Origin of the sequence: Acinetobacter sp. neg1 (genome assembly GCF_000788125.1) — a bacterium.
GTDB lineage: Bacteria > Pseudomonadota > Gammaproteobacteria > Pseudomonadales > Moraxellaceae > Acinetobacter > Acinetobacter vivianii.
This window is the reverse complement of sequence record NZ_JSZD01000020.1, coordinates 410,267-433,616: the sequence shown is the minus strand read 5'-3', so window position 1 is coordinate 433,616 and position 23,350 is coordinate 410,267. Positions and strand designations below refer to the sequence as shown.

Genomic DNA, 23,350 nt, shown 5'->3' with positions numbered 1-23,350 from the left:
TCAAATAGAATTGCTATCAAAGTCACTATTATTTAAAAACAGGATTTGATAACCAATCTTTAATGTTCTGAATTTGCTTTTCTACTTCGATAAGAAGATGAGGAATATCTTCAAGTGTCCATGTTTCATCACACCAGTCACAAGCACCATATAAATAACCTAGCCATGAGGGATAATATACAATTTTCTCATCAAGATGACGTGGAGCCCCCATAAAACCCGCCTCTATATTGTTAAAAATTTCACATAATTCAAAAGGACGTATTTCACCAACTTGGTAACGCGCAAGAATATTTAGGAAGTAATGAGCAGCTAAAACTTCTGCCTCAACACAATCTACTGAAAAACTGGGATCTGTTGCTTGAATCAGTTCAAATAGTAAAGCTTTCTGATCTACCCTAGTATCTAATAGTTCAAAAAAATCCATCTCTATAATTTCATTGTTTTCTATATATTCATTAATTTTTTTGGCGATGATTTCTTTAGGGTACTCACCATAATGAATCTCAATAAAAAGCGCTTTAAAAGTCATAAAAATCTCTACTTTTAAGTCTAAAACAAGATCAGTTCATTTTCTTTGTCTTAGACATTTTTATGTTCCTGTGAAATCATAATTTTGTTTGCATTAAAGGATTCAACTTACTTAGGCTATTTTCTCAACCTATCATCACATTAAATGAATTACAGACAATAAAAAAAGCACTTTCCATCAGATTATGGAAAGTGCTTCTTCATCCATCTTTATTATAAATTATGATGCAAGTTTGGCATTCGGAAAGAAACGTCCTTCAATCATGTCATAGCACCATTGGAAGATGAATGTATAAACCAGAATACACATCGTCAAACCGAAGTCTAAAATAATTGCTTCAATAATTGTCATTTTCATTAAATAAGCAATGATTGGAATGGTCGCCAGCATCAAGCCGCCTTCAAATCCGATCGCATGCAGAATACGCACAGGAACCGTTCGTTCCCAATGATATTTCTGCTCCACTTTTTCAAAGTAATGGTTGAAAATCATATTCCAGAATACAGAAATCACCGCCATGATCGTACCTAAAACACCCGTTACTTCTAGTGGCATACTAAAAATAAAACTTAACGCAATAGCGATGATGACCAATAAAATCACTTCATAGCTGATCGCATGAACGAGTCTTCTTTTGGAAATCAACATTTTTGTAACACTCTCTTGTTTGGATAGTTGCCATTTTATTTTTATAATATTGATTAATCCAATCAGATTCTTTCAGTTTTTTTGACAAATGAATATTAACCAAGAACAACTCCTCATGTTTCAGACGGTCATTGAAACAGGCTCCTTTTCTGCTGCTGCCCGTAAATTAGGCAAAGTACCTTCAGCAGTCAGTATGTCGATTGCCAATCTGGAAATCGATCTCAATCTGAAACTATTTGAGCGGATCGGACGAGAACCAACCCCGACCGCCGAAGCATGGGTTTTATACGAAAAAACCCAGCAATTATTGATCGAAATGAATCAATGGAAACAGCATGCCCACGCGTTAAGTACAGGTTTGGAATCCACTTTAAATATTGTGGTCGTCTCAGAACTGCTCCATACCAACTGGACAGATTACATCACCCTGCTCGATCAACATTTTCCGAGCCTGTCACTCAATGTCGTTTCAGCACCGCAAGAAGATGCGCTGCAAATGTTACTTGATCAAACCGCGCAGCTCGCCCTGATGTTTGAACGGGAACAACTAGATAGTCGCGAACAGTTTGTAGAGTTAAAAAGTGAAGCGCTTGTTCCCGTGATTGCAAAAAGTAATCCTTTGGCCAAACTAGACAAGGTTTCATTTGAGCAAATGGTTCAGACCCGTCAGATTGTGGTCGGCAGTCGTGACAATACCATTCGACCAGAATTGCTTTACTCAAAAGATTATTGGCGAACAGACAATCATCACTCCGCGTGTATGATGATCGTTCGCAATTTGGGTTGGGGCGTTTTACCTTTAGAAATGTTTAATGAAAATCCTGAATTACGTAAAAAATTAAAAATTCTGGATCTTTATGATTTCACACCGAAATTTGAATACTACGTCGATCTGGTCTGGAGTCGAGAAAGTGAACTGGGTGCAGCAGCGAGATTCCTGATAGATCATATTCGTAAACAACGTCAACACATGAAGTAATAAAAGATAACTTTAAGGAATAACTCCATCAACAAAAGCGATGCTTTGCTTTTATGCAGAGTATGCTATAAAAGAAATTACCAATAATATGTTTAAGTAAGAACGCTATATCAATGACTCAGACTGCCTTACATCAATTAAAAGATTTAACAACCGTTGTTGCCGATAGTAGTGACCTAGAAGCAATTGAAAAATTTCGTCCACTTGATGCAACAACTAACCCTTCACTCATCACTGCGGCTGCGGAATTACCAGAAAGCAGAGCGTTGATTGAAGATGCCTATACTCAAGCAAAACAAGAAGGTTATCAAAGCGACGAGTTAATCGAGCGCACGATTGATATTTTAACTGTAAAATTCGGTGTTGAAATTTTAAAACTCATTGAAGGTCGGGTTTCAACTGAAGTCGATGCTTCTTTGTCTTATGATACGGAAGCGACCATTGCCAAAGCACGCGAATTATCTAAGTTATATCAAGGTTATGGCATTGAACAATCGCGTATCCTGATCAAGATTGCTTCAACATGGGAAGGTATTCAGGCTGCGAAAGTGCTTGAAGCCGAAGGTATCCCGTGTAACCTCACCTTGCTATTTGGTTTACATCAGGCACAAGCCTGTGCAGATGCAAAAGTTACGCTGATCTCACCTTTTGTAGGTCGTATTCTTGACTGGTACAAAAAGGCTGAAGGTGTTGAGCAATATCCAATTACCAAAGATCCAGGTGTCCTTTCGGTCAAGAAAATCTACAATTATTACAAACAGCAAGGCATCACAACTCAAGTGATGGGTGCCAGCTTCCGCAGTACAGCTCAGGTATTGGGTCTGGCAGGTTGTGATTTACTGACGATTGCACCAAACCTGTTGGCTCAACTGGAACAGGATCAACAAAATGTTGAAGCCCAATTGAGTATTGAGTCAGCCCAGCAAGCTGAAAAAATTGATCGTCCCGCTCAAAGCAAAGAAAGCTTTAAGGCTGAACTTGAACAGGATTTGATGGCATTCCAGTTACTGCAAGGTGGTATCGACGGCTTTATCAAGGCGCGTGATCAACTGAGTTTATTGCTGCGCCAATCTTTTGGAATTGATGCTGAAATCAAACCATAATTAGTCGAATTTTCACCAATAAAAACCGATTTTTGCTATATTAGCGAAAATCGGTTTTTTAATGAGTTTCTATCGTGTTTGGTATAACAGATTTAACCACTTATATTATTGGTACAATCTTAATTGTGTTATTACCTGGCCCCAACTCATTATATGTGATGTCTGTGGCATCACGTTATGGCATCCGCACAGGCTATGCGGCGGCATGTGGTGTCTTTACAGGCGACTTTATTTTAATTCTCTGTACAGTGCTAGGTGCAGCCTCTTTGTTGAAAGCCTTCCCGATCTTGTTTGTAATTTTAAAATTAACAGGCGCATGTTATCTGGCCTATTTAGGTTTTAAATTACTACAAGGCGCTTATCAGACATGGAACAAGCCGCCACATCATGCTGAACTGGCAGCACTACCAAATTTAGACCAGATCCATCCTTACCGCACCGCTTTAAGCATTAGCCTACTCAATCCGAAAGCGATCTTGTTCTTCCTGTCCTTCTTCGTGCAGTTTGTCGAGCCAAGCTATGCCTATCCTGCTTTAAGCTTTTTAATTCTGGCTATCATCTTACAAATAGTCAGTTTTAGTTATCTGACTGCATTAATTTTTTCAGGTATCAAACTCGCAGGCTTCTTCAAACATAATTATAAATTGGCAGCCAGCGGCATTTGTCTGGTGGGTATTTTATTCTTTGGCTTTGGTTTAAGACTAGCGACCTCAACGCTATCTTAATGCAACCTGCTATTTTCTCGATATTTCATTTAATTTATATCTAACTTTTAAAATAAAAAGCCCTCATCAAAATGAGGGCCGAAAAATCTTGAATCGCAATGATCGCTATTTTTCTTCTAAATCTTTTTGCGTTTCTTCTTCATTTAAAATACGTCCTGTCTGTTTAGGGCGAATCAATGGTGCTGTTGGCCGTGGATGCGTATGGGTATATTGTAAACCCACCCCTGCATACACATCATCTGCGGCAATTTCAGTTTCAAAACGTTCTTCGTCACGGTCACGAATTTCATCAGTAATACGTTGTACTTCATCTTGCTCAACCCCTAACTCTTGCAGAATCACGCCACCAAACTTGATTGCAGATTCAAAGGTTTCACGGATCATATAATCCACTTTCTGTTTCACGAGATAAAGTGAATGTTCACGGTCATAAGAACGAACCAGCAGCTTGGCGAGTGGGAATTCATGGGTCACCAGTTCGACAATACGGTTGGTAGTTTCCTTACTATCCACGCAGACAACAATGGCTTGTGCTGTCGCAGCACCAGATGCATGCAGAATATCCAGACGGCAGCCATCGCCATAATAAATTTTAAAACCAAATTTCTCTGCGTTTTGAATCATGTCGATATCATTATCAATAATGGTCACATCAACACCACGTGCCAGTAACAGCTGACTGGTAACCTGACCAAAACGACCAAAGCCAATCATTAAAATACTACCACTCAAGCCTTCGGCAACAGTGACATTGTCCAGATTAATCTGGTCTTTGGTTTCAGTGAAACGTTTAAAAAGAATTCCCACGATCGGAGTCAGCACCATAGAAAGCACGACAATCGCGGTCAAATTAGACTTGACCGTGTTATCAATTACCTGAGCACTAACTGCAGCAGCAAAGAGAACAAACGCAAATTCTCCCCCTTGTGCCATCAGCAACGCGCGATCTAAAGCTTCGGTATGTGGGCTTTTGGTTACACGCGCAACGATATAAATCATGAGCGCCTTGGCAAACATCATGGCGAGAACACCACTGATGATCAGTTGCCAGTTTTGTGCAACCACAGATAAATCGAGAGACATCCCGACGCCGAGGAAGAACAAGCCCAGTAATAATCCACGGAAAGGTTCAATATCGGCTTCAATCTGATGTCTAAAGGTTGATTCTGATAATAATACGCCTGCGAGGAACGCCCCCATCGCCATAGACAGTCCACTCACTTGCATCAACAATGCAGCGCCTAAAACCACCAGAAGTGCAGCGGCAGTCATCACTTCACGTGCTTTTGCAACAGCAAGCAACCTGAACAAAGGATTTAATAGCCAATAACCCGCAGCAATCAAACCCGCGATTGCAATTAAACCAATGCCGATACTTTCAAGACGCGTAGAAGTACTTTCGACCACATGATTCGGCGCCATAAAGGCAACAATTGCAAGTAATGGAACAATCAATAAATCTTCAAATAATAAAATAGCGACAATCTTCTGACCATGTGGCTGGGTAATATCGCCCCGATCCCCCAATAATTGCATCACAATGGCAGTCGAAGTCAGTACAAATCCGGCAGCACCAATAAAAGCCACCTGCCAGCTAAAACCAAATAGCAGACCGACACCAGTTAAAGCCAGACCACACGCCACGATCTGCAAGGTGCCCAAGCCAAAAATTTCCCGTCTTAAACTCCAGAGATGGGAAGGCTGCATTTCCAGCCCGATCACAAACAGGTACATCACAATACCCAGTTCTGCAATATGCAAAATCGAGGCTGAATCGTGGAAGAATGCAAACCCGAATGGGCCAATAATCAATCCTGCAATCAAATATCCCAGTACCGAACCTAATCCGATGCGTTTAAAAATCGGGACGGCAACCACAGCCGCAGCCAGCAAAACCACTGGTGCAATTAAACTGATTGAATGTGCTTCTGAACTCATACTGTTCTCATTGTTATCATGCTGGTTTCATTTTAGGTGAAACAATTAAGGCCATATATATCATTTTTAGGACAATGCATCCCAATTCAATCATTTAGGAAACGATTTTCCTAAACTTAATTTATTGTATTTTTGTCCCAGAATGCCTGACGAACCTGAGGCATGGCATTGAGGTGGTTAATGATATGTTGAGCTTCTTCCGCTTCAATTGAGGTGGCAATGAGCGTAACTTCAATTTCCACTTCCTTCTCACCAAAAGGCGTGACATCAATATCTTTGGCAGGATAATTATGATGCTTCAAGGTCAGATTCAGCTCATCCATGACAGCTTTGCTGTGACTACGATCACAAATAATATAAATCACATGCATGACCTCAGTATCATCATCCAACGGACGACGGTCAATAGCATGTACGATAGGTCGCAGCAATGTATTTGCCGCTAAAATAAATAAGGTTGCCAATATCGCTTCAATCACCAGATCTGCCCCAGCGGATGCTCCAACTGCTGCTGAGCACCACAAAGTCGCCGCGGTATTGAGACCATGAATATTACCTTCCTGACGCATAATCACACCTGCGCCCAAGAAACCAATACCCGAAACCACATAGGCAATTACCCGAACCGCACCATCGGCACCCGTCAGATTAATTGCAATATCTACAAAGATAGCAGCACCCACTGCTACTAAAACATTGGTGCGTAGCCCTGCTGTACGCTGCCGATACTGACGTTCAAAACCGATCAAGGCACCTAAAACAAATGCCACAGAAAGACTGATTAAAGTATCCAGAATATTAGAAAAATCGGTATGTTGCAGAAATTTTAATTGCATGTTCCACCTCTTTATTATCAATGATTTTTAATGAAGGATAATGTGAAATACTGCAATTATGATGACGGTGTAAAACTCAATCCCAAGCCAAACCAATGCTGTTTCTCTGCATGTAAGCGGTCACCAAATGAGGCTTCCAGACTTAACACATTGGGAATAATGCTGTACTGCACTGCGGTCTGAAAAAACGGCGCCTGACGATCCTGATTGTAGGTTTCAAGAATTAGCCCCACCCGATCCGTTACATTATAGGTTGAAGCCACGCCCCAACGAACAAGTTGCTCATCTGCATGTTGATAACCAATATTGGTATCTATAGCTAAACGTTGATCTAAAAATTCAAAACTCACCGGTACATTGAAAAACCAGTCCAGTTTGCCACCATGATGCGAAACATCATCTCGTGAGAGCAATAAACTAGAACCAACCGCCCAATCATTTTCCATCGGTTTTAATATGGTTTTGGCCTGAGCTGAAAATCCATGAATCTGATCAATATCTTTGCTCGAATGATAACCTAAAGATATTTCTAAATTTTCATTGAGATTACAGGCAGGCACGACTTGATAACCCCAACTGCCATCTTTATTACGCGTATAAGTACTTTCCAGCTGACAATGCTTTGCTGTTGTAATCGAAACATCATCAGTATTGATCAGCGGGCCAGCCTTACTTTTTTGTGCCAGCAATAAACCAGATAAAACAAATACCTGAACAACTGCAATCCATTGAATGGAAGCGTGAAAGAACATAGGCTTCTCCCCATTTTAGGTGAGAAACTAAACAGGTTGCAGTCAATACAATAAATTTTGTGAATACAGCAAAATTTTATAGAAGGGTTAAAAAATTTATATCAAAGCTATCTCATTGCAAGATAGCCAACCTAATAGGCTATCTTGTTCAGTATTCGCTTTGATTTAATCGATGATTAAACCCGAACCTCGAACAACTACCCATTTAGGATCTCCGTGAATAAATTCAAAGGCATTATAGGACATGCGAATTGATTCACAAGTCCTATCGTATGAATTTTTTATTACATGATAAAATTTCGGTCTAAATTAAAGCTCTCTTACCACAACTGTTTTTGCCATTTTGTCGTGCCAACCCTGTTTCTTGGCATCGAAAGCGACCCAGATTAAACCAATGAAAAATACCAATGTTGCAGGAATATAGCCAATGTAGCGAATAATCCCTTGCCCAACCGTTACATTTTCACCGGTTTTTTCATCCAGCACTTTTAAACGCAATAAACGCTTACCTGGTGTACCTGCAAATTTAATCCAGCAGAAAATATAAAAGACGGCGGTGATGATTTGCCAGATCCAGTCTGAGGTCGACATGAACTGGAATGATGAGAATCCATCAGAAGCCACCGTGGTTTCTCCACCACCAAAAATCATGGTTAGTGGAATCATCGCCACAATCACGATAATTGAATCAATAATTGCTGCGCCAACACGGATCCAGAAGCCTGCATACTCGTATTTATCAGACATTTTCCCCTCACTTTTTTATTTCTAAAAGTTAATATTTATCAATAATAACCTGTTGTTCCAATGATTTATATTATGTTTTGTTTTAATTCCCGATCAAAAAAGTCAAGCGTACGTTGCCAGACCACTTTGGCTTCAGGCAATCCACGACTGACGCTACGAAAACCATGCGGCATATTATAGGTATAGGCTTCGACCCGATCTCCCAATTGCTGGATCAGCTGCTTACGCTTGGTTGCTGGACAAAATGGATCTACATTCGACCAGTGCCCCTGTAAAATACGAACGTCATCCAGAGATTCTTTTTTCGGAATCCCTGCTCCTTCAATACCTAAAGAATGATGATAAACCACAGGTGCCAACATATCGTCACGTTTCGCCATCTGGATCACGTAGCCACCTGTTAAGCATTGACCTAACATACCTAAACGACCATTTGAACGTGAATCTGCTTTGAGTGCATCCAGCAATACATGGATTTCCTGATTGACCTCACTATCCGCTGCGTTACTGCGTCCTGCTTTGCTCACCATCGCACGAATACAATATTTAACTGCACCGCCACTAAACAGATTAGGCACATAAACCAGATAGCCACGTTCTGCCAAGTCCTGGGCATCTTCCCGATATACATCAAGGATACCGAATAACTCGTGTAATAATAAAATCGCAGGCGCTTTTTCCGAAGCCTGTGCTGGTACATAAACTTCTACTTCGATTTGACGTGTCGGTAATGTGATTGTTTTTATTTCCATTGCAGTCATCCATTGCATTCGAATCGCTTCCATACTATTTATGACAATTATTATTGTCAAATAAAAAAGGATGCCTGACGACATCCCTTTTCTCAAAGTATTTGAAACTTGAATTAAATACTTAACAAGCTATTTAATGTCTCTGCTACATTTTTAGATTTTACTTTCGGTTGCAATGCTTTAAGCGCTTGCTGGACTTGAGTGCGTTGCGGTTCAGCCAAAGTGTACCAGCGAGAAAGCACTTGCAGTAAACGCGAGCCTAAGATTGGATTTTTCTCATCCAGATAAGCTGCCAACTCAATGAAATGATCAACACCAAAGCTCCACGTATTCACAGGGTTGGCTGCCAGACCACCGCTGACTGAACGGATACGGTTTGGTGTACCGAGATCATAATCCACATGCTTGGTGAGATATTCAATGGTTTCAGCTGTCGCATTTGGATTAGATGCCTGAATGGTAAACCATTGATCCAAAGACAAGGCTTCATCTTTAAAACGGTTATAGAAATCCGCTAATGCAGCTTGCGCCTGTGGTGCATCATTCCAGACCAAAACACGTAATGCGCCTAAACGTTCAGACATATTGCCCGTTTGTTGATATTGCGCATAAGCCAGCTCAAACACCGCATCATCACCCTGACGTGCCAGCATATTTAACATGATATTTTTGAGCGCACGTACCCCCATTGCCAAAGAAAACTCTTTTTGCAATGCCGGATCTAAGGCCAGATAAGTGTCTTTCCAGAATAAACCCAATTCCCGTGCTAAACGATTCAACACTGCTTCGCGCTTTTCCAGTACCAGCTCAGGTTCGTAGTCCTGATCAATACGGCTACCTAAATAATTCTCGCTAGGCACATCAAATAAACGTGATGCCAACAAAGGATCCTTATTCACTAGCTCTGGTAAGGTGTTTTGAATGGCCTGAATATAAATATCGGCTTTGTGATCTGCTAATAAAATCCGTTCCAATAAAGTTTGTGTGGCTTGCCACTGGTTAAAACCATTGGTTTCATGCTGAATCAGGAAGGCAAGATCTTCATCAGAATAATCAAATGCCAAATTCACAGGCGCAGAGAAATTACGTAATAATGATGCGACAGGTTGTTCAGTCACACCAGTAAATTCAATGGTGGCTTGATCCTGATCAAATAAATACACGCCATCTTTTACATCATTAACAAACAGATCAGCACTGTGCAAGGTGTATTGCTCACCTGTATGAGCATTAAATAACGCCAAAGCAACAGGAATCGGCACTGCCTTCAAGTCTGGATATTTAGGATGCTCTTTTAAGCTTTGTTTTAAGCTGAGACGATAAATTTGCGCAGCCGCATCATACTCACCTTTGGCTTCTAGCTTTGGCGTACCTGGCTGGTTGTACCACGTCAGGAAGTTGGAGAGATCTACGCCTGAACCTGCACTCAATGCAGCAACCCAATCTTCAACCGTAACCGCTTGTCCGTCATGACGGCGGAAGTATTCATCTGTACCCTGACGATATTTTTCTTTACCGAGTAATGTCGCCATCATGCGGTTAATTTCCGCACCTTTTTCATACACGGTCGCCGTGTAGAAGTTATTAATTTCGACGAAATGGTCTGGGCGTGGCGGATGTGACAATGGACCCGCATCTTCAGGGAACTGATGCGATTTTAATACGGCTACGTCGTCAATACGCTGTACCGCAGCAGATTGCAAATCCTCAGAGAAAGACTGATCTCGGAAAACCGTTAAGCCTTCTTTTAAGCACAGTTGGAACCAGTCACGACAAGTAATTCGGTTACCTGTCCAGTTATGGAAATATTCATGAGCAATGACCGACTGAACCCTCATAATCGCAGCATCTGTAGTGTATTCTTCATCAGCCAATACACATGAAGTATTAAAGATATTTAAACCTTTATTTTCCATTGCGCCCATGTTGAACTGACTTACCGCAACGATCATGTAGTTATCGAGGTCGTAAGGACGGCCATAGTGTTCTTCGTCCCAACGCATTGAATGCTTTAAAGCTTCCATTGCGATATGACATTTAGGAATATCTTTTTCAATCGCATAGATTTCTAATGCCACATCTCGGCCTTCAGAAGTGGTGTAACGGTCTTTCAATACCGCTAGATCACCAATCACACAAGCGAATAAATAGCTTGGTTTTTTTGTTGGATCTTGCCAGATCGCAAAGTGACGGCCATTACCTGCATCACCTGTTTCCAATAAGTTCCCGTTTGCCAGCAATACTGGATATTTCTTATCGGCTTCTACACGGGTGGTAAATTCAGCGAGTACATCTGGGCGATCTGGATAGAAGGTAATTTTACGGAAACCTTCAGGTTCATTCTGGGTCACGAACAAGTCACCTGCCTGATACAGACCTTCAAGCTGGGTATTTGATTCGGGGTGAATCACGACCTGAGTTTGAATAATGACCTGATCTGGTGCATCAGTGATCACCAACTGCTCACTGTCTAAACGATACTGATCTGGATTGAGCAACTGACCATTTAATTGAATAGATTTTAATTCAAGATCACGACCCAACAGGATTAAATCACCTGTAGTTTGGCGCTTCATCACCAATGTTGAGTCCACAAGGGTATGGTCATCATAAACCTGAATATCCAGGTTGATCGATTCAACTAAAAAAGCTGGCTTTTGATAATCTTTTAAATAAATGGTTTGATCTGCTTGTACAGGAGGCTGTGCCGCAATATTCATCAGTATTCCTTATCTTTCATCATGTCATTTAGATGGTCTTGTTGGCAAGACTTCTTAATCAATCGATCATACGCCAACTTAAGCAACCTGTCTTTAGACGCTTACATGGGTTTTAACAGTTTTATTGGGCTTAATCTTCTGCTTTTCAAATTGAATGCGTACAGAACATGGACGTTTAGACAAAATTACAACACAGTTTTCTATTCTTAAATAAAAACTACACAACCCATTGCCTTATATCGCCTAACTTACATTTTTTGGCTGAGTTTTACATTTTGTGCACGGTTATTGCTTAACCAATTATGCCAATGTAGGTAAATAAAATAAGAGAGGGCTATGACGATGGAATTAAAAGCACATCTTTATCGTTTAGAAAATATCAAGGCGATCCATGATCTCGCAAAAGCAGGTGTGGATCATCATGTCATTTCCGTTTTTTTAACAGCAGAAGGAATCGAGCTGACCACACTAGAAGTCACCAATATTGTGAATACTTATGATGCGCTTGGCAAAGAAAAGCTGCCAAGTAAAAAAGTACAGGCATTGATTGCCGCTAAAAAAATTGGACAGGAGGACGAAAACTTACCATGCCCTGTTTAGCCATTCACTTTAACCATAAAAAACCTCGAAAATCGATTCGAGGTTTTTTTATCACACTTAAGGCGTAGCACTATCTGTACGAAGCCAGACCACAGTACGTCCCAGTGCGGAAACACCCATATAACCACGCATACGTAAACGTTTGCCTTCGCCAGTGACAACACCTTTGCCTTTATAGACACGACCAGAAGTTGGCTCTAATACACGCCCATCTATATAAGAATCTGGTTTATTTGGATCCTCTCTAAAACCAGAGAGAATTTCCAATCCCAAAATCGGTTTATTGGTATTCGGTGCCGGACATTTGGTACAGTTTGTTAGCGCAATTCCATGCGAATTTGGATAACGATAAATAATTTTTCCATGATAACGTCCGTCATTTCCTTTTCGGATTTCGACAATAGAGAGTTGTTCTCCCGTACGTTCTTCGATACTTTTCCAGTAACCTTCAATTGAAGCTGAAAATGATGCTGCGCTCGCGCAAGCAAATGTGAGTCCCATGATTCCTTTCATGAGCATACGATTTAGCATATTCACCCCGTCTAAAAAAACAACCTATTCAAAGAGATAGGTTTAAAGCACGAAAATTATCACAATTTTCATAAAGTTACACTGTACGCCAGAGTTCATTTGTATAAGAAATAACGGATTTGATGGATTAATTTCATAGGATAATGAGTATTCTTTAGACAAATAAAAAAGCCCAAACCAGTCGTTTAGGCTTTCTTAAAAATCAAACACAGTTATGGATTTGCACTATCGGTACGAAGCCAGACTTGTGTGCGCCCTAGCGCAGAAACACCCATATATCCACGCATACGCAGACGCTTACCATCCGCACTAAGTTGTGCTTTGCCTTTATAAATATTGCCGCTTTTTGGCTCTAGTACCCGACCATCTATAAATTGATTCGGATTTTTTGGATCTTCCTTCAATCCCCATGCAATTTGCAGCCCCAGAATAGGTTTATTCTTAAACGGTTCAGGACATTTCACACAATGGGTCAATACCGTACCACCGGGCACTGGATAACGATATACAATCGTTCCCGTATAAGTATTGTCTGCTTTTTTCTTGATTTCAACGATTGAAAGTTGCTCCCCAGTACGGTCATCAATACTTTTCCAAAAGCCTTCTGGTGTTGCGGCAAAGCTCATGCTGATGAATACAGCCAAGTAACTTCCCATGAGTCCTTTCATGAGTGTATTTTTTTGCATAATAATCTCCGTAATGCAAAATAGATCCATCTATAACTTCATTTTTATGCGATCGTTTACAAACAGTCAACACAACTCAGCATTATTTAATTCATTAAAATAAAACAAAATTTTAAGCAATTCACATATTTTATAATTAGTGATTATGGCTTGGCACAGTCTGTTCGGTTCCTATTCACGCAATCGTGATGAGTGACCCTTAACATTCGTCCACTTTAGCTTGAATAAAAAACTCATATTTTTCGCCTTGATTTGAATACAACCTTTTAACTGTTTATAAACTTTGCATCACTCTAGCAATGGAGCATGTATAATTCCCTTTTTAATGGTCATAGGTTTCACATCAATGGATTTACAGATTCTACAAAAACAGTTAGATGAAAGTAGCCATTGCCCTCTATGCCAAGCGTCGATGAACTGGATAGAAGCTGAACAATACTCACAAGAATTCCAGTTCCATGAATGTAGTCATTGCCAGCATCGGGTATTTAAAAGCGATAGCAAACTGAATTGTCATTGTGCGCAATGTACCGCAAGTCGTAAAAAACAGACCCAACAAACCATTTTGCAAGAACAACGTAAAAATAAAATCAAAGATGAAGTGGTGTATAGCCTCAATCAACTGAGCTTCTTACATAAGCTATTTTTGCTGAGCTTGTTAGATCGATATGCTCGTGAAGATGTACAACACGATGAGCTGATTCATTGGCAAAATATTAAATATCATGATTTTACCCCTAACTACTTATTTCAACATCAACTCGTCCAAGAGCTACTGAAACTTGGGGTATTAAAGTCGCAAGACAGCAATATCGAAACCGAACATTTTTATTTGAATATTCGACTTGATGGATACGCAGACCCAAGCCTATTCAGCATCACTCAACAATTACGGCAATGGTTTTATGAAAATCTGAGTTTAGGGATTCCCTTTAAAAGCACAGATGAAGTAAAAGATGCGCTGTATTTGGTGCTGTACCAAGAAATCGTACAGTTTATGCAGTTCTATTGCCGCACCTGGGGCATTCAGATTGCAGGAAATCGTCCTTTTCAGGCATTTTGTTATCGCCTCATGGAAGGGCTTGCAGTCGGACAGATTTTCTATTTGATTCAAACTGCTTTGGAATACCTGCATAAACAAAAGGCCTTGCAGCCAAGAAATGATAAATTTATCAATACCAATTTGCTGAAAAAGACATTGGAACAATATCGTGAACGGGCATTGAATGAACGTTGGGAAACCACAACCTTACCACGCCCCTACACCATTCCATTCAGTAAAATGAGTGAAGTATTATTATTTAAATTTTTGGGTTATGACGAAAGTATTTTTATCCAGCCCGTCTGGAAATCATGGCGAAAAATCGAGCCACGTTTAAATTTTTATTCAGTGAAACGTTGTATGTATTGTGGTTCAAATGACCTGATCGTAGATTATGATGCTCAAGATTATGTCTCATTAATCTGTCGTAAATGTAAGCATCAAGATCACTATTTCACACGTTAACTCCCAGATTAAAGCCTGTATGAAGGATGTGTTATGTCACAAAAACAACAATTGATTGATCAAGTCATTGAAGCTTGGCGTGCTTTACAACAACAAGCCCCTTTAGTGCAATGCATGACCAACAGCGTTGCCAATAATTATGTTGCCAACATTTTACTGGCTGCAGGTGCTTCACCTGCGATGATCGATAACCCTTTTGAAGCAGAAGATTTCACAAAAATTAGTGCTGCACTCAGTTTGAATATCGGTACACCAACCACTGAACAAACCCAAGCTATGTTAATTTCGGCTAAAACGGCACAGCAGCATCAAGTGCCTTGGGTGCTTGATCCGGTAGGTTATGGCGCTGTTTTAAAATGGCGTAGTGAAACCGTCGACCAACTTCTACAGTTTCATCCAAGCATTATTCGTGGCAATGCTTCAGAAGTCAGTACACTGGCAGGTAACAACATTCAGTCTAAAGGTGTAGACAGCACCTTGAATAGTCAGGATGTTTACGCGCAAGCTAAAAGTTTATTGCAATATACTGAATGTGTAGCGATTTCTGGTGAATCTGACTTCATCATTTCCAAGCCGTTAAATGCCGTGATTCAGGTCAATGGTGGTTGTCATTTACAGCCAAGGATTACCGCAACGGGCTGTGCCTTAGGTGCTTTAACCGCAGCCTATCATGCCGTTGCTCCATCTACGATTGCAGCGCTGGCTGCTCATATTCATTTTGCCATAGCGGGTAAACTGGCATTTGAGCATGCACAAACTGTCGGTAGCTTTAATGTCGCATTTTTGGATTATGTGCATATGCTTGATGATAATTTAATCCAGCAATATGTTGATATTGAGGTTGTTTAAGGCAGCATATGTACGGGATAAAACGCACTGCATAGTGCGCTCATTCTTATAGGCATAGATTATTCTTCACCATCCCAATACCAATAGACTTCGCCCCAATCTGCTTCAGGAAGCACTGGCAATATTTCACCTTGGATGAAATAACGTCTTGTATATGGTTGTGCAGGAGTAGACCAATAACCTGCTTTCGTTACTTTTTCTCCACCTTTTTGAGATATTCTTTCTTCATTAAATACCGAACTGCTGCCACCATCCTCAACTATTTTTTCAACCAGTATCCATGTCGTTTCTACATCCTCAGAATCCTCAATTGTGTCTGGTGTTGTAAAAAGATCTGGATTCGTTTTAAAACACTGAACTTCTGGAGCTAATTTCCAGTCTTCAGGATGCTTGGCTGACATTTTTTCTTCATGTATCAGAAACTTACATGCTGAATATGATTCAGTAGATCGATAAAAACCTGTCACCATAATTGGTTCATCAGTTTTTACACTTATATTAGGATTTAAATAATATTTAGGTAATATTGGAGGATACTCTATACCCACATCTCTTTTATATAAATCATTTTTTAATAGATCTTTATAGTCCCATTGCGAGTCATAGTAATCACTTGCAATAAAGGTATTATTAGCTCTTATTGATACAATATCCTGTTTAGCTTTATAAATAGCAGCCGAGCCTTTTTCAACATGATCCATCCAGTCATAGGGATAATCTCTCCATTGAGCAATAAGAGCATTACGAATGCCACTCATTCTTCTTAATATAGGCAAAAAGCCCTCTTTTAAGTCATCCAAGCCATCAACTAAATGATGTAACACTCCTTTAAAATTTGGTAGTACAATGGTTCCCCAGACATAGTTGGCTTGATGAGATGGATGTTGGGCACGATGATCGGGTGCTAAATGAGCACTATATTTATCTAATAGTTCTTCTGCATATTGAATCAACTCCTCCCATAGCTTTACTGTTTCATAGTAATAATCATACGAAAGAAATTGTTCCAATAAATAGATTTCTTTTGGAAATAATTCTAGCTTATTTAAATCAACCATTTAAATTCTATAAATCTCAAAACCCTAAACTTCTATTACTTCACTGCCAATAGACTTTACCTCTAAATATCACTCAAACTCTAAAGGATCTATTTTATATTTCTTGAATAACATTTCACGAACTTTTGGATTAATATCCTCATCATGCTTAATAATTAAGAATATATCTTTCTTAGTTAAAGGGATAGATTTTAACACTCTAGGTAAATCAACAGTTCTAATAGCAGATATTTCACTAGGTTGCTTTAATATATCAGCATCTTGATCAACAAAGTTAAAATCAACACCTTGCAGATTAAAATAAACCATCACTCTTCTGTTTAAAGAATCACTATCATCATATAAAACTGTACCTGCTGGCAGAACAGTATATTCAGAATAATTATCAAAATTTGAAGCTATCTGCAAAGGTCGTTCTAAGACATGAATTTTAGGCACTTCTTTATTTCTCCAAAAATATAAATTAAATATAAGTTGAGTTGATACCAACACAATTAAGATAGCAATAATTACATTTTTCCTCATATTTCTATCTCCATTTTAATGTCGATATGTATTTTTAATATCTACTTTTACATCAGGTGATACTAGCAAATAGTCATTTAAGTTATCAGGTAAAAATAAATATTTTGGCATTTCATAACTACTTGCCTTAAATGCCAATTTGACTGTAGTTGGTAATACTTTCTCTGCATTAACAAATTTATAACCAGTCTTCGCCATACTTGGGATTGCTTTTTTTGTTGCTTCGAGACTTTGAGTCGTACAATTAGGAGCTAATGCAAAATAATCTTGAGCTAATATATAACTTTTAAAGTGCGCTCTTGCTTGGAAAGGACGAGAGTTTTCAATTAACTTATTGTAATAATTAAGAACATTAATTGCCTGACTATCAAATATTCTATAGCCATAAGCATATGTTGTCCTAGACTTTGCAGTACCTAATCCCTGTCTATTTTCATCAGCAATATAAGCTTGAAAATCATCCCAAACTCTGAGTACCCCTTCACCTCGGGGGCTATTAGATCCCTCTAAGGTAAATGGTCCGATACTTTCTGGCTTAGTTTTACCATAGCGACCGAAATCATAAATATAGTCTTTACCTTTTAATTTTATATAGACAGCAGTATGCCCATATGGTGATTCAGTTTTTCCCTCACCATAAGAACTACCCACCAACAAGTGCAGCTCTGCCTCTGGTTTTAATATAACTTTTTGAGTAGGCGGGTTTGAAGTACTTGTTGTTGTACTTTTTGTTACTTTAGTCATTATCTAGGCTATCCTGCTGGTCGAACCATTTAACTTCTAACTCATCATTTTCAGCAGATTTTATTGTTTTTGTCATACCATTTTCATCAGTAACTCCATAGATCTTTATACCAGTTCTTTTATTTAATATTGAGTAAGAGATTTCTTTTAAAACTTCACTACTGTTAGCATCTACTGCTTGAAAGTTCCTATGTTCATTTTTAATTCTTATATCAGGCATAGCCATTCTAATCATATTAACTTTTCCCCCGCCCATAAACAAATGCTGCCCTGCCTTCACCTCAAACTTACCGCCTGTAACAGGAAAAATACCTGAGCCATTCAGCTTGATTTGAGAACCGCCTGCGGTAATCACGATCTCTTTTGGACTAGTAATTTCAATACGATCTTCGGTCGAAATAATTTGAATCTCTTGCTTGGCAAGTAAATCCATACCATCCGACTGGGCATGCACTTCAAATTTACCTTTCGCAGCCACCTGCTTAATCCCATTCTGTGCTGCAAACAGACTGATTCGGTTTTGAGCATGCGTAATTAGATTCTTTTGTGTGCTTAGATTAATACTATCGCCCGCCAGTTGATTAATTTGCCCATCTGCGGAAACATGAATATCTTCATTGGTACTCAGACCAATTCCTGCAGGTGAGCTCAGTAGCAATAAGGCTTTATTAAATCTAGCAATTTTTTCTTCGATCTGTTCGGCAAATTCTTTTAATTGTTCAACTGATTCAATCTCATCAGTTTGCTGATTTTTGGCAACTTCACTTAATGCTTTGGTATTACTTTGATTGCCCTCAAGCTGCTGTTTGGCAGGCTGTGCATCTAAATGCTCGCCTTGCGCCTGGTCCTGTTTCTGCGTACTCAGCAACAAACCTTGACCCGCACGCACTGCGCCCCATTGGTCAGTCCTCAGTTCAAAGCCTTCACCACGGTCTTCACTTTCAGCTTTATCTTTTGGATGGCAGAGTTTACCGAGATTCAGTTGGCTGACAGCATGACTACTTTGCAGTTGTGCACTGATCTGTCCCGTGGTGTCATCAAAGCGCAGCTGGTTAAAGCCTTCACCTTGGTATTCTTTGGATTTGATCCCTGCGAGTTTTTTGGTATCAGGTAGCTTGCCAGCATTGTCAAACTTGGTCGGACTACGTTGCGCCTCATGAATCCTCCCGACGACATAAGGACGATCAATATTGCCATCAAAGAAGTCAATCACCACGATTTCACCAATACGCGGTAAAAAGCGTGCGCCGTAACCTTCACCCGCCCACGGGGTAAGCACATCGACCCAAGCAGAATCGGTATCGTTATTGTTGGCGCCTGCCCCCCCATCATGGCTATGATCATCTGCCCGCGTGAACAGGAATCTGACTTTAATCCGTCCCCATCCATCGACATGGATTTCATCGCCACTCGGCCCGACCACTTTAGCGCGTTGTGGATGTGCCGCTGGTCGGTGTTGCAATGGATTATATTCTGGCACCAATGCAATATTACGGCGTTGTAGCGTCAACTGGTTCGCTTGGCGCTCATCCGACTGCTCAGCACTTAAGCCTTTTAAATGCCACTGACTGTGTTGAAGCAAAGTTTGAACCTGATCCGTCAAGTCCTTAGGCAAATTGTTCTGGTTATAAAAGCTTTTTGAGGTAATTAAAAACTCTTTATCAGCACCCTGATGCTGATCAATTTCAGGATGCTCATTCAATTCGAACCAATAACCCACCTGCGTATCCCGAACTGTAGAACTTGCAACAAACTGCTTGGCTTGAGCATCGTAGTATTGTCCCAGATTCTGATTCAGTTTTTCGATCTGGGCATTGCCCGCTCTGGTCGTGCCATCTTCACCATTCAGGTCTTGAATCCACGCGGGTGAAAAGTGCCATGCCTGTTCCAATGCGAGCTGTTGGTTATCATGTTGATCACTATGATGATGCTTGCTCTGAACGCTACCAGCGCCTTCTTCCTGTTCCAAAGCATCGGCTTGCCAACGTTGTACATGTACCGCATTAGGTTGCAATGAACGCTGTGCGACGAATGCAGTGATACTGTCCTGAGTTTCCGTGGCACTACTGCGATGAAAACGAATATTACGACGTTCTAAAGCGTTATATTGAGTGTTGTCATCAATTAATCTGAGTTTCTGTGCTTCAATCTGCTCACTTGAGCTAGCAACTTTTAACTTGGCTTCATCAATCAGCCAGTTGATCCCTTCACTCCGCATCAAACGGGTAACAAAGTCATCATCACTTTCATTGCTCTGCATGATAAAAGGACGGACATCATAGTCTTTGCTGAGTCCACTGATATCCAATGTCAAACTCGCTGCAAATAATGGACTTTTTGACTGCCATTCTTTAAAAATGGTCTGGATCACATCAACGACTGATTTCGCCATAAAAACACGGCTATTGCGTCGATGCTTCCATAGTGCAGTTGGATCTTGGACACGAAGTTTATAAAGGGTAAGCGAACCATCGCTTGCACCGACATCGGCTTGGGTCACGATTCCTGAGATACGGTTCAGTTCAGCTCTGTCGGTTACAATATCAATCGCAACCTGACTGCCGATAAAGTTTTTTAATGGAATTATGGCACTGGTCGAAAGACAGACCAGTTGAAGGTCAATGCCCTGATTGAGCTGATGAGTGCCTTCTAAATATTGTAAGAATACTTGATCATTTAAAGATGAGTTGGAGAACTGAGCATGGATCGCACGTTTTTGCGCGCTCAGCCCTAAAGTCTCTAAAGCTTGAAAGATATTATTCAGCATCTTTTTATAGATTATTTAATAAAATTTGGCGCATTTTATAAACAGCATACATACTTGTCTATATTTTTAATGTTACGCGCCCACCAGCTTTTTTCCTTGTAGGAAAAATCATTTGAGAAAATAAAAACATAGCTCACGGCGAGCTCATTATTGCCAGATAATGAATATTTTTTATTTAGAATCGAATCAACTTTACCTCTCCAATCAAGTGAAGTTGATTCAGATAAAATTAAACGCTTGCTTTAAAATAATACTCGCTTGGCATATCAATCACTTCGACACAAAGTTGTAGCGGCAATTGATTTTCTACTGGCAGATAGGCTTTTTGTTCAAGTATTGCCAATAAGACCTTACCTAAATTCTGCTTTTGCACCTCGGTTCTACCGCTCAGCAAATACAGCTTTAGATGAATATAAGCATCTTGAGATTCGCCCATACCAATCAGAAAAGCATCATCTTTAAAAATACGAGACTTCACATCATTCGGGCTAAACAGATCTGTTTCAATCAATGCCGAATTGACGCTGCTGAGTAATGTTTGCTGATCAAGTTCAGTGAGATTTGCTGAATAATTGGCAACGAGATGAGGCATTTTTTATTTTTCCTATTCGATAAATAACAACGCTAAACGGACTTGATCGTAGGCCATACGCGGACTAGTGGCTTCCACGATGGGACGTAATTTGATTGAACCATCATCAGTAAAATGTTCTGGATTCTTACGTTTATGCAAACGCTTATAAATCTTGCGTACTTCTTCAACCACTTCCTCACCAGGATTAGCCACCGAAATATCCAGTCCCTGTTCTTTATGAAGTCGTGCCAGATGGTTGATAATCGTAGCAGGAGTCAAACCTCGCTCATGCGCAATGTCTTCAATTTCATAACCGCCTTCGAATAAAGCACGAGTTTCATCCAAAGTCGCAGCAGCGTAATTCTGTTTGCCGCCTTTAGCAATTTTCTTCTCATTACGTGCAATTTCAGTCGCGTTAAGCGTACCACCGCAATGACGAATAAAGGCATTGTGCTGGGTGGTGAGATCGATATTTTCAAAGTTGGTTTCCGCTTCGGTTGATAACTCCTGAAAACGGCGGTCTGCTTTTATTGCCAAGCTATCCAGTTCTAACGCCTGTTCATTAAAGCCCAGTAATTTCAATCCCGTCAGTGATTTTAATCGGGATAACGCAACATAGCCCTGGCCTTTCTCAAAGGTATGGCTTAAATTGATTTCTGCTGCCTCCAGCGTCATGCCCTGACTTTTATGAATAGTAATGGCCCAAGCCAAACGTAAAGGAATCTGCTGATAACTGGCAATCACCTTACCTGCTTCATTTTCAATTGACCATGTTTCTGGCTCAACCAGAAAAGTGGTGCCATCGGTCAGTTTTACTTTAGGTAAAATGCCTTGCTTATCATCTTCTTCAAAGCCAATGACTTCGCCCAAGCTGCCATTGATATACCCCATATCAAAGTTATTTTTTACAAACATCACTTTGGCATGTTTTTTCAGGGTCAACTCTTCTGGCGCACGGACTGAAGATTTCAGGGTTTCAATTAACTTTTCATTACCATCCAGCACTGCATTAAATTGATGGCTTTCATTGTCAATTTCATTGAGATGCTGATAATTAATATTATCTACATCCATATTATGTGTGTACAAACGGGTAAATGTTTCACCAATATCATGCTGACGTGACTGGTGTAATGCCGAGATATGATTGTCCTGAATACTTTGCGCCCGAATCGCATTCAGAATTTGATTGAGAATCTCATCATCCTGACGATGTTGTTCAGTTAAATAGCAAACACGGAATTTGGCTTCCACCCAAGCATCCGACATAAAACAGAATTTATCACGATTGTTTTCATCTTTTCTGCCCACAGGCGGTAACTGGAAAAAATCCCCTGCCACAATGACCTGAATACCACCAAAAGCTTCATCACTTTCTTTAAAGTATTTTAAAACCTGATTTACCAGATTTAGTTGCTTAGCATGCAACATGGAAATCTCGTCAATAATCAGGACTTGGGCATTTTCCAAATGCTCTTTTAAATATTTACGCTCTTTCATACGCTTGAGGTCATCATCACTCAAGCTGTCTTTAATGCCGATACCTGCCCAAGTATGAATTGTCATCCCATTCATATGCGTCGCCGCAATACCAGTCGATGCCGTAATTGCAACTGGAACTTTGCGTGCTTTTAAATAATGAATGTACTGATTAAGCGTATAGGTTTTTCCTGCACCAGCTGAACCCGTCAAAAAAACATTTTCCCCAGCTTTAAGTAACTTCAGTGCAGTCTCTTGTTTCATAATTTCTTCAGTCAAAAACAACAGCACATAGCTT

General features: G+C 40.1%; 22 protein-coding genes. 6 read left to right on the top strand and 16 right to left on the bottom strand.

The genetic code is table 11. The annotated features are described in order from the left end of the window. Positions 1-28: 28 nt before the first annotated feature. Positions 29-532 (bottom strand): hypothetical protein, encoded by a 504-nt coding sequence (locus PJ15_RS16285; RefSeq protein ID WP_047432587.1) that lies wholly within the window; start codon positions 530-532, stop codon positions 29-31. Between the two features lie 219 nt (positions 533-751). After that, positions 752-1,180, bottom strand: coding sequence for a chlorhexidine efflux PACE transporter AceI (gene aceI, locus PJ15_RS16280; RefSeq protein WP_004771659.1), 429 nt, complete (start codon positions 1,178-1,180; stop codon positions 752-754). Between the two features lie 88 nt (positions 1,181-1,268). Between aceI and PJ15_RS16275 the strand changes: the two genes are divergently transcribed. The 3 genes from PJ15_RS16275 to leuE all read left to right on the top strand — a co-directional run bounded on the left by PJ15_RS16275 (position 1,269) and on the right by leuE (position 3,987). Continuing rightward, on the top strand, positions 1,269-2,159 hold the full coding sequence (locus tag PJ15_RS16275) for a LysR family transcriptional regulator (RefSeq protein ID WP_047432585.1): 891 nt from the start codon (positions 1,269-1,271) through the stop codon (positions 2,157-2,159). A 113-nt stretch (positions 2,160-2,272) separates the two neighbouring features. Beyond that, on the top strand, positions 2,273-3,262 hold the full coding sequence (gene tal, locus PJ15_RS16270) for a transaldolase (RefSeq protein ID WP_047432582.1): 990 nt from the start codon (positions 2,273-2,275) through the stop codon (positions 3,260-3,262). Between the two features lie 74 nt (positions 3,263-3,336). Further along, entirely contained in the window at positions 3,337-3,987 is a 651-nt protein-coding gene (leuE, locus tag PJ15_RS16265; protein WP_004771654.1) for a leucine efflux protein LeuE, read from the top strand. Positions 3,988-4,092: 105 nt separating this feature from the next. Here leuE and PJ15_RS16260 read toward each other — a convergent pair whose 3' ends face one another. The 6 genes from PJ15_RS16260 to pepN all read right to left on the bottom strand — a co-directional run bounded on the left by PJ15_RS16260 (position 4,093) and on the right by pepN (position 11,732). Beyond that, positions 4,093-5,925, bottom strand: coding sequence for a monovalent cation:proton antiporter-2 (CPA2) family protein (locus PJ15_RS16260; protein WP_047432579.1), 1,833 nt, complete (start codon positions 5,923-5,925; stop codon positions 4,093-4,095). A 116-nt stretch (positions 5,926-6,041) separates the two neighbouring features. Next, positions 6,042-6,761, bottom strand: coding sequence for an MgtC/SapB family protein (locus tag PJ15_RS16255; protein ID WP_005256964.1), 720 nt, complete (start codon positions 6,759-6,761; stop codon positions 6,042-6,044). A gap of 56 nt (positions 6,762-6,817) precedes the next feature. Continuing rightward, positions 6,818-7,513 carry a hypothetical protein gene (locus PJ15_RS16250; RefSeq protein ID WP_047432577.1) on the bottom strand — a complete coding sequence of 232 codons (696 nt, stop codon included), beginning with the start codon at positions 7,511-7,513 and terminating at the stop codon, positions 6,818-6,820. Positions 7,514-7,822: 309 nt separating this feature from the next. After that, positions 7,823-8,260 carry an RDD family protein gene (locus tag PJ15_RS16245; protein WP_004771648.1) on the bottom strand — a complete coding sequence of 146 codons (438 nt, stop codon included), beginning with the start codon at positions 8,258-8,260 and terminating at the stop codon, positions 7,823-7,825. 65 nt (positions 8,261-8,325) lie between these two features. Then, positions 8,326-9,012 (bottom strand): dienelactone hydrolase family protein, encoded by a 687-nt coding sequence (locus PJ15_RS16240; RefSeq protein WP_047432882.1) that lies wholly within the window; start codon positions 9,010-9,012, stop codon positions 8,326-8,328. 113 nt (positions 9,013-9,125) lie between these two features. Further along, on the bottom strand, positions 9,126-11,732 hold the full coding sequence (gene pepN, locus PJ15_RS16235; protein WP_047432575.1) for an aminopeptidase N: 2,607 nt from the start codon (positions 11,730-11,732) through the stop codon (positions 9,126-9,128). Positions 11,733-12,074: 342 nt separating this feature from the next. On the opposite strand from pepN, the gene PJ15_RS16230 reads away from it, so the two are divergent. After that, positions 12,075-12,332 carry a hypothetical protein gene (locus tag PJ15_RS16230; protein WP_004652954.1) on the top strand — a complete coding sequence of 86 codons (258 nt, stop codon included), beginning with the start codon at positions 12,075-12,077 and terminating at the stop codon, positions 12,330-12,332. Between the two features lie 57 nt (positions 12,333-12,389). On the opposite strand, the gene PJ15_RS16225 is transcribed toward PJ15_RS16230, so the two are convergent. Beyond that, positions 12,390-12,863, bottom strand: coding sequence for a DUF2147 domain-containing protein (locus tag PJ15_RS16225; RefSeq protein ID WP_004771644.1), 474 nt, complete (start codon positions 12,861-12,863; stop codon positions 12,390-12,392). A gap of 212 nt (positions 12,864-13,075) precedes the next feature. Then, positions 13,076-13,549, bottom strand: a complete 474-nt coding sequence (locus PJ15_RS16220; protein ID WP_047432879.1) for a DUF2147 domain-containing protein — start codon at positions 13,547-13,549, stop codon at positions 13,076-13,078. 346 nt (positions 13,550-13,895) lie between these two features. Between PJ15_RS16220 and PJ15_RS16215 the strand changes: the two genes are divergently transcribed. After that, positions 13,896-15,056: a hypothetical protein gene (locus PJ15_RS16215; RefSeq protein ID WP_047432573.1), complete on the top strand. Its 1,161-nt coding sequence runs from the start codon at positions 13,896-13,898 to the stop codon at positions 15,054-15,056. Positions 15,057-15,089: 33 nt separating this feature from the next. Beyond that, positions 15,090-15,905 carry a hydroxyethylthiazole kinase gene (gene thiM, locus PJ15_RS16210; RefSeq protein WP_047432571.1) on the top strand — a complete coding sequence of 272 codons (816 nt, stop codon included), beginning with the start codon at positions 15,090-15,092 and terminating at the stop codon, positions 15,903-15,905. A 59-nt stretch (positions 15,906-15,964) separates the two neighbouring features. Here the strand turns inward: thiM and PJ15_RS16205 are convergent, their stop codons facing one another. The 6 genes from PJ15_RS16205 to PJ15_RS16180 all read right to left on the bottom strand — a co-directional run bounded on the left by PJ15_RS16205 (position 15,965) and on the right by PJ15_RS16180 (position 23,316). Further along, positions 15,965-16,963 (bottom strand): hypothetical protein, encoded by a 999-nt coding sequence (locus PJ15_RS16205; RefSeq protein ID WP_047432569.1) that lies wholly within the window; start codon positions 16,961-16,963, stop codon positions 15,965-15,967. Positions 16,964-17,032: 69 nt separating this feature from the next. Next, positions 17,033-17,488: a hypothetical protein gene (locus PJ15_RS16200; RefSeq protein ID WP_047432566.1), complete on the bottom strand. Its 456-nt coding sequence runs from the start codon at positions 17,486-17,488 to the stop codon at positions 17,033-17,035. A 15-nt stretch (positions 17,489-17,503) separates the two neighbouring features. After that, the gene (locus PJ15_RS16195; RefSeq protein WP_047432563.1) at positions 17,504-18,232 is read right to left on the bottom strand and encodes a hypothetical protein; all 729 of its coding nucleotides are present in this window, start codon (positions 18,230-18,232) and stop codon (positions 17,504-17,506) included. Continuing rightward, positions 18,225-20,999, bottom strand: a complete 2,775-nt coding sequence (locus PJ15_RS16190; RefSeq protein ID WP_047432562.1) for a type VI secretion system Vgr family protein — start codon at positions 20,997-20,999, stop codon at positions 18,225-18,227. Before PJ15_RS16190 ends, PJ15_RS16195 begins: the two co-directional genes overlap by 8 nt. A 229-nt stretch (positions 21,000-21,228) precedes the next feature. Next, entirely contained in the window at positions 21,229-21,591 is a 363-nt protein-coding gene (locus PJ15_RS16185; protein ID WP_005256921.1) for a 5-carboxymethyl-2-hydroxymuconate Delta-isomerase, read from the bottom strand. 12 nt (positions 21,592-21,603) lie between these two features. After that, complete coding sequence (locus PJ15_RS16180) at positions 21,604-23,316, bottom strand: AAA family ATPase (protein WP_047432877.1); 1,713 nt, start codon at positions 23,314-23,316, stop codon at positions 21,604-21,606. Positions 23,317-23,350 lie beyond the last annotated feature (34 nt).

What these genes read in the sequence shown, in the direction of transcription:
- PJ15_RS16220 (WP_047432879.1), bottom strand. Translation starts at nt 13,549, where the DNA reads ATGCAAAAAAATACACTCATGAAAGGACTCATGGGAAGTTACTTGGCT.
- PJ15_RS16225 (WP_004771644.1), bottom strand. Translation starts at nt 12,863, where the DNA reads ATGCTAAATCGTATGCTCATGAAAGGAATCATGGGACTCACATTTGCT.
- PJ15_RS16205 (WP_047432569.1), bottom strand. Translation starts at nt 16,963, where the DNA reads ATGGTTGATTTAAATAAGCTAGAATTATTTCCAAAAGAAATCTATTTA.
- pepN (WP_047432575.1), bottom strand. Translation starts at nt 11,732, where the DNA reads ATGAATATTGCGGCACAGCCTCCTGTACAAGCAGATCAAACCATTTAT.
- PJ15_RS16250 (WP_047432577.1), bottom strand. Translation starts at nt 7,513, where the DNA reads ATGTTCTTTCACGCTTCCATTCAATGGATTGCAGTTGTTCAGGTATTT.
- PJ15_RS16260 (WP_047432579.1), bottom strand. Translation starts at nt 5,925, where the DNA reads ATGAGTTCAGAAGCACATTCAATCAGTTTAATTGCACCAGTGGTTTTG.
- PJ15_RS16200 (WP_047432566.1), bottom strand. Translation starts at nt 17,488, where the DNA reads ATGAGGAAAAATGTAATTATTGCTATCTTAATTGTGTTGGTATCAACT.
- PJ15_RS16215 (WP_047432573.1), top strand. Translation starts at nt 13,896, where the DNA reads ATGGATTTACAGATTCTACAAAAACAGTTAGATGAAAGTAGCCATTGC.
- PJ15_RS16185 (WP_005256921.1), bottom strand. Translation starts at nt 21,591, where the DNA reads ATGCCTCATCTCGTTGCCAATTATTCAGCAAATCTCACTGAACTTGAT.
- PJ15_RS16255 (WP_005256964.1), bottom strand. Translation starts at nt 6,761, where the DNA reads ATGCAATTAAAATTTCTGCAACATACCGATTTTTCTAATATTCTGGAT.
- thiM (WP_047432571.1), top strand. Translation starts at nt 15,090, where the DNA reads ATGTCACAAAAACAACAATTGATTGATCAAGTCATTGAAGCTTGGCGT.
- PJ15_RS16240 (WP_047432882.1), bottom strand. Translation starts at nt 9,012, where the DNA reads ATGGAAATAAAAACAATCACATTACCGACACGTCAAATCGAAGTAGAA.
- PJ15_RS16180 (WP_047432877.1), bottom strand. Translation starts at nt 23,316, where the DNA reads ATGAAACAAGAGACTGCACTGAAGTTACTTAAAGCTGGGGAAAATGTT.
- PJ15_RS16230 (WP_004652954.1), top strand. Translation starts at nt 12,075, where the DNA reads ATGGAATTAAAAGCACATCTTTATCGTTTAGAAAATATCAAGGCGATC.
- PJ15_RS16275 (WP_047432585.1), top strand. Translation starts at nt 1,269, where the DNA reads ATGAATATTAACCAAGAACAACTCCTCATGTTTCAGACGGTCATTGAA.
- PJ15_RS16245 (WP_004771648.1), bottom strand. Translation starts at nt 8,260, where the DNA reads ATGTCTGATAAATACGAGTATGCAGGCTTCTGGATCCGTGTTGGCGCA.
- PJ15_RS16190 (WP_047432562.1), bottom strand. Translation starts at nt 20,999, where the DNA reads ATGCTGAATAATATCTTTCAAGCTTTAGAGACTTTAGGGCTGAGCGCG.
- aceI (WP_004771659.1), bottom strand. Translation starts at nt 1,180, where the DNA reads ATGTTGATTTCCAAAAGAAGACTCGTTCATGCGATCAGCTATGAAGTG.
- tal (WP_047432582.1), top strand. Translation starts at nt 2,273, where the DNA reads ATGACTCAGACTGCCTTACATCAATTAAAAGATTTAACAACCGTTGTT.
- PJ15_RS16195 (WP_047432563.1), bottom strand. Translation starts at nt 18,232, where the DNA reads ATGACTAAAGTAACAAAAAGTACAACAACAAGTACTTCAAACCCGCCT.
- PJ15_RS16285 (WP_047432587.1), bottom strand. Translation starts at nt 532, where the DNA reads ATGACTTTTAAAGCGCTTTTTATTGAGATTCATTATGGTGAGTACCCT.